This is a genomic window from Sulfurovum sp. (genome assembly GCF_041562805.1).
GTDB lineage: Bacteria > Campylobacterota > Campylobacteria > Campylobacterales > Sulfurovaceae > Sulfurovum.
This window is the reverse complement of the sequence record NZ_JBFFOH010000010.1, coordinates 26,599-44,185: the sequence shown is the minus strand read 5'-3', so window position 1 is coordinate 44,185 and position 17,587 is coordinate 26,599. Positions and strand designations below refer to the sequence as shown.

Below are 17,587 nucleotides of genomic sequence, written 5' to 3'. Positions count from 1 at the left end.
TTATCGATTTTCTTACGCTGTAAACTTTTTGACAATCACCACCGAATTGATGCCGACCATGCCGAAAGAGTTATTCAATATGACGTCCACATTGTCAAGTTGTTTCGGAAAATTGGCGACAATATTAGGCAAATCACAATCTGGATCAAGATTATCAAGATTAATAGTGGGATGAACCTGGTTATCAATAAAGGACGGTAGATTGCCGGCAAGTTCAAGCACGCCGGCCGCACCCATGGCATGGCCGATATGACTCTTGGTATTATTGATATAGGTGTTAGGGCAATCAGAGAAAACCTGGCGCAAGGCCTTGCATTCTTCGACATCGCCCTGCTTTGTCCCTGTGGCATGAGTGTTGATAATGGTAACATCCTGGGGTTTCATGCCAGCCCGTTCAAGGGCAAGCTCAACACACTCTGCCTGACGAGGCCCGTAAGGCAGAACAAAATCCTTGGCGTCAGAATTCATGGCATAACCGGCAATTTCCGCGTAAATGGTTGCTCCACGCTCGATCGCCTTATCAAGCCGCTCAAGGGCATAGATACAACCACCTTCAGAAATCACGATCCCATTCCGATCCCGATCAAAAGGACGTGAGGCCTTCTTCGGATCATCATGCTCAGCAAGTGCACCCTGAGCCTTAAAACTGGCGAAAATACCGAATGAGCCAACGCATTCAGATATGCCACCACAAAGAGCCAGGTCAACATCACCAAGACGCAGCATCTGCACGCCCTGGATGAGAGCTGCATTCCCAGCAGCACAGGCGGCACCAACTGAATAATGGGGGCCAGTAATACCTAAGCTCATGGTCACTTCCCCGGCCGGATTGTTTAAAACGGTGCGCGGATTGTGATGATGGGTCCAATAATCGGTATTATAGTCAAAATGAGAGATATTATAGACTTCGTTTTCCGTTTCCACGGTGCCATGCTCAGTCAGACCAATATAGACGCCAGTCTTGGCTTTGTCATACTCACTAAAGTCAATACCCGCATCCTTGATGGCCTCATGGGCACAATAGACAGAAATACACCCTGCCCTTGTTCCCCGTTTGTTTTCCTTTTTCTTGCGGTAACGGGTTTCATCAAAGGTGCAAACGCCGGCATGAGCTGAACCCATATACCGTAATTCAACGTTCGTTATTTCACTTTCACCCGCTAGAAGTTTTTTACGAAATTCTTGCAGGTTAGAGGCATTTGGAGATGTTAAACCGACGCCGGTGATGACGATTCGCTGATTATCTGGGAGGTTTTGCATAGATTTAAAGTTCCAAAAAAAAATAGAAGTATAACTCAAAACATGGGTAGTACCAATAAAAAAAAAGGTTTGCAACCTTACTGGAGTTACAAACCTCATTCCAAAGAGGTCAAAAAGATAAGACCTACTCGGCGACCTTATTGTCTTTACTTCTTTTCAGCACCCTTGGACGTTGCAATCTAACCACGTCATCACAAACCTGACCCTAACTCATGCATCCTTTTTTCAAGCCACGACCGGTTGAGTGTTACCAATCTTCGAGCGATAGTAGAGGGGGGCAGTTCCCCAACCTTTATCCCTTCACAATCTTGAGCGTCGGCGAAGCCACCTCCTCCCCATCACTCAAATGTGGTCCCTCATACTCTGGAACAATCCGTCTTAAGAGGCCGATAAGCTTGCCAACATCCCGGCTCATGGCGGCATTTTCAAGCTCTGTCAACTCATCCTCCAACCATTGCCATTCCACCTTCCGGCTGCCTGCCAAAAAGAGCTTCGGGTGCTTGGTCCCACGTAAATTCTCCCGTTCATGAAAAATCTCCTCAAACAACTTTTCACCGGGCCGTAACCCCGTGTAGACGATGTCAATATCCTTGCCAGGCACCAAACCGGAGAGGCAGATCATCTGCTCAGCAAGATCACGGATAAGTACAGGTTCACCCATATCAAGAACAAAAATCTCCCCTCCCTCCCCCATGGCTCCGGATTGGAGAATCAAACTCACGGCCTCGGGAATGGTCATAAAATAACGGGTAATGTCCCTATGGGTCACCGTGACCGGCCCACCCACACGAATCTGCTGTTCAAAGAGCGGCACCACTGAACCAGCAGAGCCGAGAACATTACCAAAACGGGTGGTGATAAAACGGGTCTTGGAACGCTTGGCCAGATTCTGACAATAAATTTCAGCGATCCTCTTAGTGGTCCCCATAACATTGGCCGGATTAACTGCCTTGTCCGTGGAGACAAAGACAAAGGCTTCAGCTCCGCAGCGGTCAGCCGCATCAGCAACGATGCGTGAGCCAATAACATTATTCATCACTCCCTCTGCCGGATTAATCTCAATCATCGGCACATGCTTGTAGGCCGCAGCATGAAAGACAACCTGGGGCCGGAACTTCTTGAAAACCCAATCCACCCTGTCGTAATTCTTCACATCACCCAGCACAGTGACAATATCAAGATCGGGAAAACTATTTCTCAATTCATGATCAATGGCATAGATGTTAAACTCGCCATGATCAAAAATAATGAGTTTTGAAGGAGCCTGTTCAGCAATCTGTCGACACAACTCAGAACCAATAGATCCACCTGCCCCGGTCACAATAACAGGTTTTTCCCGAAGATAACCAGAGACTGATTCTCTATTGAGCTCAATCTGATCACGGCCAAGCAAATCCTCCAAGGTCAGGGAACGTAGTTGACTTACCGCAACATCCTGCTCATCAAGATCGGCAATGGCAGGCAAGGTTCGACATTCAACACCTATCTCAGAGCAAACCAAGGCGATCTGTTTGAATATCTTTTTGGAAGCTGAAGGGATAGCAATCAGGACAAGTTTAACATCGAGCACTTCCACCAATTTCTTGATGTCATCCAAAGAACCCTGGACTCGAACACCATGAATTTCCCGGCCTTGCTTGCCAGAATCGTCATCAACAATACAAACCGGCTCATACTCAGGGTGACGGAGAAGATCTCGAACTAGAAGCTCCCCCCCCTGCCCTGCACCAACGACCAGAACTTTTTTGCTATCCTTATTTTGAAAGAGAAACCGCCTATCCTTGACCCATCGATAGAGAAGACGTGAAGACGAAAGGCCACCAACCAACAAGAGTGGATAGAGAAAAATAATAGTGCGGGGGATCGCCTCAAGGCGATTGTATAAAAACAATACCAACATCAAAACAACGGTACCAATGGTAACCGACTTTACTATACGAACAAGATCCTGGATTGAGGCAAAGCGCCACATACCACGATAAAGACCGATAAGCCAGAACGTAAGACCTTGAACAGGGAGGGCCACAGTAAACATCTGCAGAAAAACCTGCCAGTTTGGCATAGATTCAAAATTATAACGGAATCCAAAAGCAACTAACAATGCCAAAGGTATAACAAGCAAATCATGAAAAAAGGCCACAAAACGATTAAACAAAATGACCCGCACAAATTTGTGAAGCATAAGTCAACCTATCAGATTGGAATATTACTCGTCAATTGACGAGACTAGATCTACTAATGAGAAAAAAAACAGAATAACATATACCAACTTCGAACAAGAGGCAAAAGGCAAAAGGCAGACAGGAAACACAAGACAGTAAGGATGAAGATGAAGGAGGTCCCGCAACAAAAGTGCCTACTGATTCACATCCCTCTCTTTAAATTTTCAACACCAGTCCAAACGACAATGACAGTTGCAAAAATTATGTGCAAATCACCCAAGAAAGACCGCCCCCTCACATACTCAACATAATAGCGTTGCTTAATCGGCAACACCTCCTCCACATATGCTTTTTCAGGATCGGGCGCACTCCCCAGAATATCGTTTTCATCCTTGAATTGAATCGAAGCCCAATCAGTAATACCCGGCCGAACGGAAAGGACTTCCGCGCGAACCGCTTCGGGGTAACAGGCAATATATTTTGGCACCTCTGGCCGAGGCCCGACCAAACTCATATCACCCAGAAACACATCAATCAACTGCGCCAGTTCATCCAGCTTATATTTGCGTAACACAGTACCCACATGGGTAATTCTTTGATCCGGGCCAACCGTGATCTGCAAGCCCTTGCGCTCTGCATCCACCGACATGGTCCGGAATTTGTGAATCCGGAAAACCCGACCATTAAGCCCTACTCTCGTCTGCCGGAAGAAAACTTGTCCATTAGATTCGAACGTGATCAGCACCGCAATAATCAGGAAAATGGGAGCAAGAAACAACAGCCCCAGGCTACTACAAAGCAGATCAAAAATACGTTTGAGTTTCACAACAAAATCCTCAAGCTAATGCCACCTTGACTGCTACAACCACCCGATCCACGTCAGCATCCGTCATCAGGGTGTATAAGGGCAAAGAACAAGTTCGTTCATACACCCGTTGACTTACCGGAAACAACTCAGGCGTCAGCTTATAAGCATCACGCCAATAAGGGTGCAAATGCAGTGGAATATAATGCACGCTCATGCCAATACCCTGGGCGAACATGCGCTCAAGGAACACATCACGCGTCACCCTCGCCTCATCTCCCAACTGGATGACATATAGATGCCATGAATGGCAATCGCCATCTTCTGCATGGGGAGGACAAATAATCGGTAAATCAGCCAATGCAACATCGTAACGCGCAGCAATTTCGGCCCGGCGCCGCTGAAAAGCGTTCGCCTTCCTGAGCTGGTGTATGCCCAGCGAAGCCGCGATATCAGTCAGATTATACTTGAAGCCCGGTGCAACAATCTCATAATACCAACTCGGCGCTGTGGCGGTAAAACGATCAAAGGCATCGCGATTAATGCCGTGCAAACGCATGATACGAGCTCGTGCAGCAATTGCTGGGTCACGGGTCACCAGCATCCCTCCTTCACCCGTGGTAATCGTCTTATTGGCGTAAAAACTAAACACCGTCACATCACTCTCCAGCGTGCCCAACAGCTTGCCGCCACAGGTGGTGGGCAGAGCATGGGCAGCATCTTCCACCACGCGTAACCCATGCTGTCGCGCAATAGCCAGAATAGCAGACATGTCCGCCGCCCGGCCTGCAAAATGCACAGGAATAATCGCCTTGGTACGTGGAGTAATTGCGTGCACCACAGCATCCGGGTCGATACACAATGACTCGGCCGACACGTCGACAAACACCGGATGCGCCCCCATGTAGCGAATTACCTCGGCGGTCGCTGTAAAAGTATGCGTCGTGGTAATCACCTCATCGCCTGGGCCAACACCTATGGCCTCCAGTGCGAGATGCAGACCGGCTGTCGCAGAATTCACGGCAACAGCCTCAAGACCACCACCCATAAACTCAACAAAATCCTGCTCAAAGCGCTTAGCCTTAGGTCCAGTCGTCACCCAGCCTGAGCGCAGGCTATCAACAACTTCGGCGATTTCATCTTCGCCGATATCGGGAAGTGCAAAGGGGAGAAAATTGATCATAGCACTTCCCCGGATAAGCTTATCCAATACTCATTCATTCTTCTTCCCTCAGGAGTTACGTCCTGGCGCTCAAGGGAGAAACCAAGCTTCGCGTAAAAACTATTCACCGCTCCATTATTATCACGGTCAGTTGTCAAAAAAACTTTTGTACAGCCTTTTTTCTTTGCTTCATCCAGGAAAGCCCGTACAAGTTTCTTCCCGGCACTGGTACCTTGCAACTCAGGTAACACGCCTAAAGAAAATAGACCGGCAACATCATCCCCAATTGGATTATCAGCTGGATGATAAACGGCTCGTGCTACCCGACCAATAACTGAAGGTTTTTTCAAGACAGGAACTATTGATGCGAGGGCAAACTTCAACCAGTCTCGTTTCAAAAGACGTGAATAAAATCCACCGGGGTTCGAGGTCCCTGCCACAAAGCCGGCTGGAACACCAGCGTTATTTAGATAAACAAATCCAATTCCCTCAGGGGCAAAGCAGATGCCAGAATAGAATAATGAAAGAAATCTGGGGCCCAGAAAAGAAAGAAAAAATCCGAGGAAACTTGCCAGATGCACCCTTACAACTGCCGCTACATCATCTACTTTCATAGGTCTTATCATTGGAGCTCTCGATTCATCAACGCATTACAGAATCAGTAAGGGTTTTCAAAAACTGTTCACTGAGACTGCTTCTATCGTAATGTGCTAAAACATACTTGCGACCTCTTGCCCCCATCGCCATACGCTCCTCAACGGGCATCATCGCCAACTCATTGAGCGCATATGCCATGCTCTGGCTGTTTTCCGCACAGCCAACCCTTCCGCACTCGGCTGTCATAACAAGTTCTGGAGTTTCTCCTGCCCCGGCAACGACAACAGGCCGCGCGGAGGCGAGAAAATCGAATAGCTTATTTGGAAGATTACCTGCAAAGAATTCCCCTTTGCGATTGGGTAGCAAGAATGTATCAGCGGCTGAAAGCAGAGATGCTGATTCAATGCGTGGAACAGGTTTCAAAAACATTACGTTTGTCAGGCCAAGGTCGACGGTACGTTGCTGTAGTTTGGGCTTTTCGTCACCATCACCTATAAATACAAACAAAAATCGTGGATCGTGCTTAAGGATTGTCGCGGCCTCGATAAGCGTACCAAGCGCATTGTAAGCACCATGCGCACCCATATACATGGCAACAAATTTATCTCCAAACCCATATCGCGTCCGAACCTCCGACCTTTTTGAATCGTCCTGTGCAAAATTAAACAGTGAAAAGTCAACACCGTTGGTAATTATCGATACTTTTTTAGGGTCTATACCCTTGGTGATGATGTTGTCACAAATGCCGCGGGTAAGACCTATTATGTGTACAGCCTTTTTGTAGCAGAACATCTCAAGCCAATGGGCAAGCCTGATTAAGGCCTTGTTTTTCACAACCCCGCAGGCCACAGGCGCATCCGGCCATACATCGGTAACTTCAAACACAAAGGGTATACCGCGCAGTCGAGAAATGACATACCCCAGGAGTCCGACGGTTAAGGGAGTTGACACCGCATAAATCACATCTACCTTCTTGACCTTGAAAGACTGAACGATCGTCGAAATAAAATAGGTCAAAAAATAATAAAACCGCTTTAAAAAGCTGCCTCGGAAGTTTGCATACGAATAGACATAATGAATGTCAACACCTTCAATGTTCCGACTTATTGTGCTAGGTGCCCCTTGAATTTTCACACATGCATTCTTGTAATCGACATTACTCGTAATAGCGGTTGCGCTATGCCCCTTACTCACCGCGTATTTGCAGAAAAAGAAATGCCGTTCCGAACCAGCATCGTTTCCAACCTCAAAAACTTGACAGAGATAGAGTATGTTCATTGCTCACTAAGTCCTACTATTTGAGTAATATGATGCGCGGTCTTTTCCACGTCTTCCCTTGATAAATGCGGCCCAATCGGGAGGCTGAGTACTTCACGGGACAAGCCTTCCGCAACAGGCAAAGCAAGGCTTTGCATAGAGGCATAGGCAATCTGTTTATGCGGTGGTATGGGATAGTGAATTAAGGTTTCGATGCCTGCATTTTTCAATTCGGTTTGCAGGCTGTCTCGATGGGGGGTACAAACTACAAAGAGATGATAAACTGAATCAAATCCTGCAGAAACAGCAGGGAGGACAAGCTTTGTTCCGGCAAGCAGCTTCTGGTAGCTTTCAGCTAAAGTGACCCGTCGTGCATTCCACTCATTGAGACAACGAAGTTTCACACGAAGAATGGCGGCTTGGAGAGGATCGAGCCGACTATTAAGCCCAATCATGTCGTGCACATATTTCGTAGAGGAACCATAGTTACGCAACGAACGCAATTTGGTCGCCAGCTCACTGTCATTCGTTGTAATTGCACCACCATCACCAAAAGCTCCCAGATTCTTTCCAGGATAAAAACTGAATGCTGCAGCATCACCGAGGTTGCCCACCCGACGACCTTGATAACGTGCGCCGTGGGCCTGCGCTGCATCCTCAATCACCTTTATACCGTATTTTGCTGCAATTAGCATTATCGGCGCCATATTAGCAGGACGACCATACAGATGAACAGGAATGATTGCCTTTGTTTTAGGTGTTATTGCTGACTCAATCAATTCGGGTGAAATTGTATAGGTCGCGTCATCAGGAGGCTCTACAGGTACAGGTTTTGCCCCGACAAGTGTTACAGCTAGCCATGTGGCGATAAAGGTATGGGATGGTACAATAACTTCATCACCTGGCCCTATACCATAGCCTCGTAAAATCAGATGCAGTGCATCTAAGCCATTTGCTGTTCCGACACAGTACTTGGAGTCGCAATACTCAGCAAACTCAGACTCAAAGTACTCAAGTTCCTCGCCTTGTATATACCAGCCAGAGTTCATCACGCGTTGAACAACAACATCAATCTCCGCCTGTAACTCCTGGTAAGTTTGTGTCAATTCCAAAAAAGGTATTTTTTCCATCTTAGATCTTTGCTTCCTCTGAAAACTGACCATAATCGCGGAAATAATCAGACTCGTCGTAGAGCTCTGAAGCCAGAACCATCAAGACCGCTCCGGATGAAACATTGGTGATATCCCTCCACATCATAGGCGAGACATACAGCCCATAATAAGAACGGTTCATGTGAAAGGTTCTTTTTTCAAATCCATCATCCAAAATCACATCAAAACTGCCCGACATGGCCACAACCAATTGCTGCAATCTGCGATGACCATGAGCCCCGCGCTCGGCACCGCCCGGGACATCATACAGATAGTAGACCCGCTTAATATCGAAAGGAATATGCCTCCCCCCCTCTATAAACGTCAGGTTACCACGCGGGTCACTTATTTTGGGCAGATCTATAATTTTGCAGTCTACTAGGGCCATATCAATGATCTTCGTATCGAATTATGCGGGCAGGATTGCCAACTACAACGGCACGCGAGGGGATGTCTTTTAAGACCACAGAACCGGCTCCGACCATGGCCTTTTCCCCAATGGTCACTCCGGCCAGAATTGTGGAATTTGCTCCAATGCTTGCGCCAGCCATAATCTGGGTCTGTAGCAATTGGTCAGGGTACTGCTTGCTTCGGGGAAAAATGTCATTGGTAAATGTTGCGTTAGGCCCGATAAAAACATCATCGGCAACGCGAAGACCGTCCCAGAGCTGGACACCACACTTTATCGTAACTCGTTCACCGACAACAACATCGTTCTCTATAAAAACATGATCACAGATATTGCAATCAGCCCCTATTTTCGCACCTGCGAGTATATGGGCAAAAGCCCATACCTTTGTTCGCTCACCAATTTGGGCATCTGGCTCCACCAGAGCATGTCTGTGGATAAAGAAAGAGCTACTTTTGTCGGAAGAAAGCTCTGGGTCCACCGTATTTATATTCATTTAATGCCCTCATATAATCCTAATAGTTTCTCCGATTCGCGTCTCCAGTTAAATCTGGTCTTTATCGCCATCCGACTTGTGCGCTTGTTGTCCCACCTAGTATAATGCTTCGTTCGACAACACATAGAAGGATACCCGGGGTAATGTCCTGCGATGAAGAAGGGGTCACACATAGGACTAATTAGGCCTCTTCTACAGTCTGGCACCACAGCGGAAAGTCGGATGCTATCAAAGGCAGACCGGCTGACATATACTCAAACATTTTGACAAGGAGTAAATTTATTTGGTTGGGGCTAGGTCGCAACTTAACCACTCCTACTGCGAAACACGTGGTAACATTGCCAACATCAGTGCGCCCAACGGCACCCCCTCTAATCATCGAATTTACAGCCATCAACATATATAAGTTCGTCATCATACGCATTGCTTTCAAAGGGGCCACACAGTAATAAATGTAACAAATAATAGGGGAAAAAGGTAAAGGTTTCAGACTGTCTGATGTTCTATATTTGCCTAGAATGGGAAAATTGTTGTCATCAATACTATTATGATTGATGAGCTTAAAGCGTTTTGCGTAGCACAAACACGGCATCCAGGTTCTTCACAACATAGTTTTCCAACACCCAAAACAGCACCGAAACGGCATTGTACAATACATGATGATTCCAATATTTTGTCAAAATCTGTCGAGGAACGTCCTCATGTAAATCACAAATCACACATCGACCACTAAAATTTAAAAGTAAACAAACAGACATGAGTTCAGGATCATGCTATCGAAAGCGATACGCACGACAAGAGAATTCAACGAATTCTGCCAACAGGAACTCACCCGATCGATGATCGCCCTCCCTAGCATTTCTATACTGAAATCTCATTTTCATTAACACGTTCCGTAAGCTTACTATATGCATATAGAAACTTTTCCTTTTCATGATCCCAATTATATTTATTTTTAATAGCTAGAATCCCGTTCGATGAATATTCCATTGCTTCATTTCTATTCTTGTATATTTTGTTAATCGAAACAGCAAAAGATTCAATTGAGTCGGTTTCATCTAGGGCAATTCCACAAGACTCATTTATAATGACACTAGCTGGCCCACTTGGTGAGTTTGAGATAATAGCCATTCCAGCACACATATAGGTAAAATTTTTTCGGGAAGAACCTGGCCCAGCATAAATATATTCTTTGGGATTTGGAAGAAGTGTTAGCCCCACATGAAATTTAACTAAAAATTTAGACATAGACTGATATTCCATGTGCCCGTGCAAACAGATATTCTTGTGCAATTTTCTTTCACTATAATATGAAGGATCGCATGACTGCAACATCTCATCAAAAATCCCACCTACCAAATGAATTTCATATATAACACCCAAAGCATCCAATCGCATTGCAATCTCATTAATGCTTTCAATTATTAATGATGTACATCTTCCTACATATGCAATTCTAAATACTTTTTCCTTGAATTTCTTTTCAAGATCAATTGTACAAATAGAGTCTAAAGGTGGAACATTATATAACACATCACATATTTTGCATATCTTAGCGTATCTCTTCTTCAAAAACTCGTCTGGGGTACTAACAACAAAAACAGCATCTACAAAAAGTCTGACATATGTATTTTCAATAAATTCAATTATTTTTCTCGCAATACCTCTCGACGTTCCGTTGAAATATCGTTGAGAAATATCGATTGAATATCTTTCATATGCATCATATACAATCTTTTTGCGAAATAATTTTAAAACAGGTGAAATTATAAGCTGATCGATATTGGTAAAATGAACTACCTTCTTGTTACTTTTTAGCAAATAAATCATGTTCTCTAATAAAGACCAGACATACTTACCGACCTTCCCTATACTTCTCTTACTATTATCTCTTTTTGAATATAAAACCTCTATATCGAAGCCAGCGTCTTCTAATGTTCTTTTTTCTAATTTAATTCTAGGGGCTAGAGTATCAGTGCACGCAAGCAATGTAACACTATTTGTTTTAATATTACGCTTTAACATTTTGTTATCACTGAGGAGAAAAGTTCTATCGTTTTTTTTCTTACAATCTCGTAAGAATGGTGCCTCAAAACATATTCATGAGCTTTTTGTACACAACTAAGTCGAAAATTAACGTCTTCAATAATCGTTTTTAATGCTTCTATAATTTCGTTAACATTCCTTGGTTCTACTAATATACCTCTTCCATCTTTCAAAAGATTTGGAATTTCACCTGTTCTCGAGGCAATAACAGGAACTTTGCATGACATAGCTTCCAATATCACATTAGGCATACCTTCTGAATACGACGGTAGCAATAAGACATCTGCCGAAAGATATTCCTCGTTTAATTTTTCTCTTGAAACATAATCTTTAAAAATGATCCCTGAATATTGGTATTTTTTAGACAGTGCATCTTTTTCATGACCATGCCCACAAATCACCAGTTCAATATCTGGGTACAATTCTCTAATATTTAAAAAAGCATCTATGCACTCATATATTCCTTTATATTTTACAACCCTTCCAACAAATAGTAACCTTTGGGGACTTTTCTTTATCTGTTTCAACTCACGATTTACGAAAAAATTAACATCAACACCTTGTGAAATTACTGTCATTTTGTTAATATTATTATCACGTTGTACCAACAGATTCTTAAGTGAATTGGAAAGACATAACACATGATCTGCCATCGACAACGAAATTCTCTCTAATAGCTTACCAATCAACTTGAAAATTCTTCTTTTCATGGTGAATTTTTCAGACTCAGCAATGATCCCAGCAATTCTTGCAATGCATTTCGCCCCTGCTATTTTCGCTCCGATGCAAATCCAAAAAAAATAATAGTGATCCGAAAGATTTAGTACTATATCAATTTTATTGTCTTTACATATTTTTCTTATTTCTAAAATCAGTTTTACCGGATTAACTAAACGATCAATACCACCGTTAGTATTATCGCCATATTTATGAGTTAAAATATTTTTCCCCAGCAAATAGTTACTTTCTACATCACCATTATAAAGAAAATGAATTTCAGCCTCTTCCCTAAAAACTTCAGCTACCCGTAAAAGAATATTCCCCAGAAATTCTAACTGTTTCTCATCCTCCACTTTATGCATGTGAACAAAACAAATCTTCATTGTTTTCAGCTACCAATTTTCTGGTTAATGAATAACCGCTTTCATGATTTTCTAAAATAAGTCTATACTTAAAAATACCAATAAATGTAGTTGATAAGTCCGTCCCTATTAAACTACAGCTATTTAAAACAACATTATTAGTGAACTATTCATGCCACTCTCTACTTTTACAGCTCATCTTTTGGTTTACCGAACAGGCATGTCTCAACTATACGTCTGGAAGTCTGTCCGTCACCATATGGATTCGGCCACTTTTTTTCTGATTTTTCAGACATCATTTCGTTAAAGACACTGATAATCTTTTCAGGATCAGTACCAGCCAGTCGATTTGCGCCAACATCTATGGTCTCAGGCCTTTCCGTTGAAGTCCTTAGCGTAAGGCAAGGAACTTGAAGAATACAACTTTCTTCCTGAATACCTCCACTGTCGGTAAAAACAGCAGATGCCTTTTCTAACATAGCGATAAAATTTAAGTAACCAAGCGGCTCGACAATTTTTAAACCTTTAATACCGGAAATCTTCGCAAACAATCCAAATTCTTCAAAACGTTTTTTTGTACGAGGATGAAGAGGAAAAATGATTTGTTTTGAACTAACATTGGCAATATGCTCCAGGGACGAGATTATACCGGAAACAACTGCATTATTGTCAACATTTTCTTCCCTGTGCAAGGTCAGCAGACAAAAAGGTTGTCCCCCAGTCATTTCCAAAACAAAGGGGGCCTGGGTTTCTCTAGCAATCCTAGCGTGCTCTAAGGTTGCATCAACGATAGTGTTGCCCACTACGAAAATATCACCCCGCACACCATCTCGCACCAAGTGCTCCCGAGATAGAGAGGTCGGCGCAAATAGGTATTCAGAGATATGATCTATGATAATCCGGTTATGCTCCTCCGGCATCCGCCAGTCAAAGCTACGCAACCCAGCCTCCACATGACCGACCTTGACATGAATTTTTCTAGCTGCCAGCGCACCTGCCAAATTAGTATTCGCATCGCCACACACTAGCAATACATCAGGTTTTTGTTCCAAAAGGATTTCTTCTATTTTAACCAACATATAAGCGGTCTGCTCTGCATGGGAAATACAGTCGTCAGGCCTCGTAATTTGGTGATCAGCTTTATCAAGCCCAACATCACGCATGATATCCTTATCCATATTTAATGAATAATGTTGACCTGTGTGAATTATCAAACGTGGTATATTTTGCCTATCGAGCTCATGAACAATCGGGGCCATTTTAATAATCCCAGGCCTAGTACCAATTAAAACTGCAACTTTATTTTTTTTCATCAGGAATTCACCTAGTTAGTTAAATTGTATTTCAGAGTCAACTCATCAATTCTAGCAAATGTAACCTTGCCCCAAGAGCAAGATTATAAAACTGCAACTTTTAATCGAAACAGAAAATTATTACGCCAACGTTTCATCGCCACACAACCAACTAAAATAAAGAGTAACAAGTGAGATAATCTCGCAATAAGAAGGAACCTTAAACAATCAGCAATCAACTTTTCCCGTGAAAAAACTTATCGATGCTTGGAAATTATCTTTTTTTATTCATCATTAGCTATATTTTTTTGTTTCTCTAAGACGTAAAATTTCAAAGGAAACACTTTCTCCATGAGCAGTAGCAAGAGTTTCATATTAAAGGTCTAAACTAGCTGGTAATTCATATCTAGAGAAATAGGATTCTTTTATTTTTACAAACCACTAATCAAAAAAATCGCACGATAAAGAGTTTAATCGAATTTCCCAATGGAATTGGATAGCCTGTCACACAATAATTTAACACCAAAATACACTGTCGTTTACTCGCTAACAGGTCCCTCATCAGACCGTATTTCACTTATCCCAGCAGTTGGTAAATGAGCAATTTTTTGGCATAACAATTCAAACAACCACATACCACCCAATGTCATCATGCATCCAGGATGTACAAGTAATACTGCATGTCGACCTTGCGATAATCGCACATTAATATCTTGAACTACTTGTTCGAGCCAGTCGAGCGGTTGAAAAACATTGTTTGGGAAACGATTCCGAACTAAACGTCTACTCACACCTGCTTCCAACTTTAGATCCCCATGTACCATATGATCATGATCAGGCCACACATTTATCCCCACGCTTATCAGATCTCGGTCTCCAATGACTTTTCGTTTAATTCCGGCATAAGGACCTACTTCATTGCTCACATGAGTAATACCGAATTTCAATAAAAGATCCAAGGTATTAGCGTCCTCGACATACGCATGGTTACGCCAAGTCGTAATTTTAATGCCAGCAGCTTGTGCAGCTTGCAAAGTTCTTCGAATATCCCATTCCTGCAAAATTCGAGGTCCATTTGTATATCCTGTCAACCGACGCCAGACTTTATATACGATACGAGGCTTATAACAGTTGTAGGTATGCCCACCGATTTCAATATGCTCCATCCCTGCAACTGCCTGCACATCATTTATCTCATCTCGGAAACAGCGGCCAGTGTAAAAAAGTGTTCCTTTCAATCCATACTTGCCAAGAATCTCGGCATAAGACTTAGCAGCGCTTGTTTCGTTTCCATCATAAAATCTTTGTTCCCGAATCACTGTAGAATCACATTGATGAACATCTCCTGTAACGATTACAGCAGGCTTTGCATCAGAAACCATCAGCATTCCTCTCTTTTTTGATCACATCAAGAACGTTATATCCGTAATGCCTGAGCCACTCCTCTGCAATCCCGTTGATTCTTGAAATATCAACACCCTCAAGCCTGGAAAGGCTGTCGGGGTTCATATTCCTGAGTTTCATTGTTGTTCCATGAAAAGTGAAAGCCTCCATTTTCGGCACAGATGGGTCTGCTAGAGGCAGATGGCTGTATATATTCAAAAGCGACTTTTCAGGATTGCTAACTAGATCCTCATAAGATAAACGAACAACATTTTTCATTGTTGATATTTTACTTTCAATCAACCGATTGTTCTCTATCCATTGTTGCGCACACCATCCAATGGGATAGCCCTGACCATGATATTCAGCAGGAATACTCGCCGAAAGGGCTGACCTACGACGGATGCCTTCAGCCACGCAGTAGCCGTTACGAACAATCCAAATAAAAAGAGGATTGTTGAAATTACGGTTCAACCATTCTATCCGAAGACTATTGGCTATGGATTTTTCCACAACAACAGGAGCTTTTCGATCAAACCAGAAAGACCAATCTTTCGTTATGCGTTGGGGATCTGGACATGAAAGCTGGAAGGCGACTTCGATTTCTTCATGACATTTGTACCATAAACGAGGCCAGCCGAAGGCTTCTGGTGCGGGCAAACCTCGTGTTAAATCAACACCCTCGCTTGGCAGATTAGAAATCTCAGGATGCTGACCCAACAGGTGATCAAGCAAGGTGGTACCTGAATTATAGCATCCTAAAACAAAAACCCAGCGCTTAGGTTTTACCGCTCGAACCATCGGTCGAGTCAACCGTCTAAACCATTCCCGGCGACATAATGCTAAAAGTTTGTTACGTATCATGATTCAGAAGCGTCATCCTTAGATCCTGATTTTCCGGACACGGCGGTAATAAGTAAACCGGAAAATAAGAAAAAATACGGGTAATATTTTATTCTCTAACAAATAGAAAAAAGCAAGTGCGTTAAGGAAACAAAGAAGAGAACGACCTCATTGATGGCCATGCATGAATAGACAAGCCACAATAAGAATCGACAAAATTGGTGAAATACGTGCGTCCCCAGCGATAAAGATGTCCTTGATTAGTGGTATACTTACTTGCAACCGGATATTTCAATAATATTTTTGGTCTAACAGTATTCAATAGAGCCAAAGACTACCATGGTGAAGAATGCTGCACAGAACGGGCAGTGTTGATAGCATCCATTATTGGCCTCTATAAAATCAAACTAGTAAAGAGAAAATAACTTGTGGTGTCGAGCATTTAACATTCACTGTAACATACAGTGATAATGACAAAAAAGAACAAACTGGTCACACCTACTCCATCCGGACTGTTGCTACTCATGTACAGATTAACACTAACACCTTGGTCTTTCTATATAAAAAAAAGCAGAAAGGAGTAAAATATCACATAGAGTTGAGGGATACGACAGTTAGACAAACAAGTTTCTTGTTTGTCTAAAGGACTAGATAATTCAAATTGCAAAAAAATCCTATAATTGCATAGGAGTTATCTTCGTTAAAAATCTCTTTTTATCTTCCAACTATCCAGTTTAATTTTTATTAATTTCTCTAAATTTTCAATATCAAGTTCATAGTATTTATATAATTCTTTTTTAATGTTTGTATTTATCGAATTATTATTTGATTTTTGATTATTCAGTTTCCGGTATAATTCTGCAATTCTAAACTTCCTAATCCAGGAAATGATGATTGGGATTCGATTATGTAAATATATATAAATTCTTACCCTAAGAAATTCTATTAGATAAATTCTAGGAATAATTCCTGGGCTTACTTGTTTATTTAATACCTTTGGCAAATAATCAGTAGATACATTTAAAAACTTACACAAATCTTTTATTATTTTTTGTGGATTTTCATCTATTTCATCCTTTATGACAATCATAATGTCATCATTGTTGAATAAATCAAAATAGGTTCTCAAATGTTCACAATACAGTCCGTTAGATATCATTTCTGGATATTTAGTGATTATTTCTTTAATAATTTTCTCATTTAAATGCTCATATTTTTTATTTAATCTACCAGATCTTAAATACTGTTTGTAATGTGATATAAATCTATCAACAGGATTACGTAAGCATATAATAATTTTAACATTTCCCAACATATCCTTTATTCTTTTAGGAGCATCGTCGTCAGTCAAATAAGAGACTGAAAATTCACCAACCGCACGCTGATTTTTAATATTTTTAAAATGGTTTAGATACCAGGCTAATCCTTTATGAAAATACGTTGTGAAAAATCGTATTTCTTTTGGATTACTGACAAATATTTGCGGATGGTATCTTAAACATTCAGAGATCCAGGTTGTGGCGCATTTATGTCCACCAACACCAATGAAGTTGGGTTTTTTTAGATCTATTTTTTGGATAGTAGTCGTTATAGTATCGGTTCTACATTGATTTTTTTCAATTTTCATACAGGATATCGCTCC

Annotated in this window: 15 protein-coding genes; all 15 read right to left on the bottom strand. The window is 42.3% G+C overall.

Features of this window, described 5'->3' with window-relative positions:
* Nucleotides 1-12 precede the first annotated feature (12 nt).
* Complete coding sequence (locus ABYK33_RS02760) at nucleotides 13-1,260, bottom strand: beta-ketoacyl synthase (protein ID WP_373031398.1); 1,248 nt, start codon at nucleotides 1,258-1,260, stop codon at nucleotides 13-15.
* Nucleotides 1,261-1,552: 292 nt separating this feature from the next.
* On the bottom strand, nucleotides 1,553-3,442 hold the full coding sequence (locus ABYK33_RS02755; protein WP_373031397.1) for a polysaccharide biosynthesis protein: 1,890 nt from the start codon (nucleotides 3,440-3,442) through the stop codon (nucleotides 1,553-1,555).
* A gap of 182 nt (nucleotides 3,443-3,624) precedes the next feature.
* A complete protein-coding gene (locus ABYK33_RS02750; RefSeq protein ID WP_373031396.1) occupies nucleotides 3,625-4,248 on the bottom strand; it encodes a sugar transferase in 624 nt (207 codons plus the stop codon).
* Nucleotides 4,249-4,258: 10 nt separating this feature from the next.
* The gene (locus ABYK33_RS02745) at nucleotides 4,259-5,410 is read right to left on the bottom strand and encodes a DegT/DnrJ/EryC1/StrS family aminotransferase (RefSeq protein WP_373031394.1); all 1,152 of its coding nucleotides are present in this window, start codon (nucleotides 5,408-5,410) and stop codon (nucleotides 4,259-4,261) included.
* A complete protein-coding gene (locus tag ABYK33_RS02740; RefSeq protein WP_373031393.1) occupies nucleotides 5,407-6,003 on the bottom strand; it encodes a GNAT family N-acetyltransferase in 597 nt (198 codons plus the stop codon). Before ABYK33_RS02740 ends, ABYK33_RS02745 begins: the two co-directional genes overlap by 4 nt.
* Nucleotides 6,004-6,031: 28 nt before the next feature.
* Nucleotides 6,032-7,264 carry a glycosyltransferase family 4 protein gene (locus ABYK33_RS02735; protein ID WP_373031392.1) on the bottom strand — a complete coding sequence of 411 codons (1,233 nt, stop codon included), beginning with the start codon at nucleotides 7,262-7,264 and terminating at the stop codon, nucleotides 6,032-6,034.
* Entirely contained in the window at nucleotides 7,261-8,373 is a 1,113-nt protein-coding gene (locus ABYK33_RS02730; protein WP_373031391.1) for a DegT/DnrJ/EryC1/StrS family aminotransferase, read from the bottom strand. The genes ABYK33_RS02735 and ABYK33_RS02730 overlap by 4 nt, the downstream gene beginning before the upstream one ends.
* 1 nt (nucleotide 8,374) lies before the next feature.
* The gene (locus tag ABYK33_RS02725; RefSeq protein WP_373031390.1) at nucleotides 8,375-8,782 is read right to left on the bottom strand and encodes an FdtA/QdtA family cupin domain-containing protein; all 408 of its coding nucleotides are present in this window, start codon (nucleotides 8,780-8,782) and stop codon (nucleotides 8,375-8,377) included.
* Between the two features lies 1 nt (nucleotide 8,783).
* Entirely contained in the window at nucleotides 8,784-9,299 is a 516-nt protein-coding gene (locus ABYK33_RS02720) for an acyltransferase (RefSeq protein ID WP_373031389.1), read from the bottom strand.
* 861 nt (nucleotides 9,300-10,160) lie between these two features.
* Nucleotides 10,161-11,324, bottom strand: a complete 1,164-nt coding sequence (locus tag ABYK33_RS02715) for a hypothetical protein (RefSeq protein WP_373031388.1) — start codon at nucleotides 11,322-11,324, stop codon at nucleotides 10,161-10,163.
* Nucleotides 11,318-12,448, bottom strand: coding sequence for a glycosyltransferase family 4 protein (locus ABYK33_RS02710; RefSeq protein ID WP_373031387.1), 1,131 nt, complete (start codon nucleotides 12,446-12,448; stop codon nucleotides 11,318-11,320). The genes ABYK33_RS02715 and ABYK33_RS02710 overlap by 7 nt, the downstream gene beginning before the upstream one ends.
* A 167-nt stretch (nucleotides 12,449-12,615) precedes the next feature.
* On the bottom strand, nucleotides 12,616-13,740 hold the full coding sequence (gene wecB, locus ABYK33_RS02705) for a non-hydrolyzing UDP-N-acetylglucosamine 2-epimerase (protein ID WP_373031385.1): 1,125 nt from the start codon (nucleotides 13,738-13,740) through the stop codon (nucleotides 12,616-12,618).
* 518 nt (nucleotides 13,741-14,258) lie between these two features.
* Entirely contained in the window at nucleotides 14,259-15,101 is an 843-nt protein-coding gene (locus ABYK33_RS02700) for a hypothetical protein (protein ID WP_373031384.1), read from the bottom strand.
* Nucleotides 15,091-15,966: a sulfotransferase gene (locus tag ABYK33_RS02695; protein WP_373031383.1), complete on the bottom strand. Its 876-nt coding sequence runs from the start codon at nucleotides 15,964-15,966 to the stop codon at nucleotides 15,091-15,093. Before ABYK33_RS02695 ends, ABYK33_RS02700 begins: the two co-directional genes overlap by 11 nt.
* Nucleotides 15,967-16,645: 679 nt before the next feature.
* A complete protein-coding gene (locus ABYK33_RS02690) occupies nucleotides 16,646-17,572 on the bottom strand; it encodes a sulfotransferase domain-containing protein (RefSeq protein ID WP_373031382.1) in 927 nt (308 codons plus the stop codon).
* Nucleotides 17,573-17,587 lie beyond the last annotated feature (15 nt).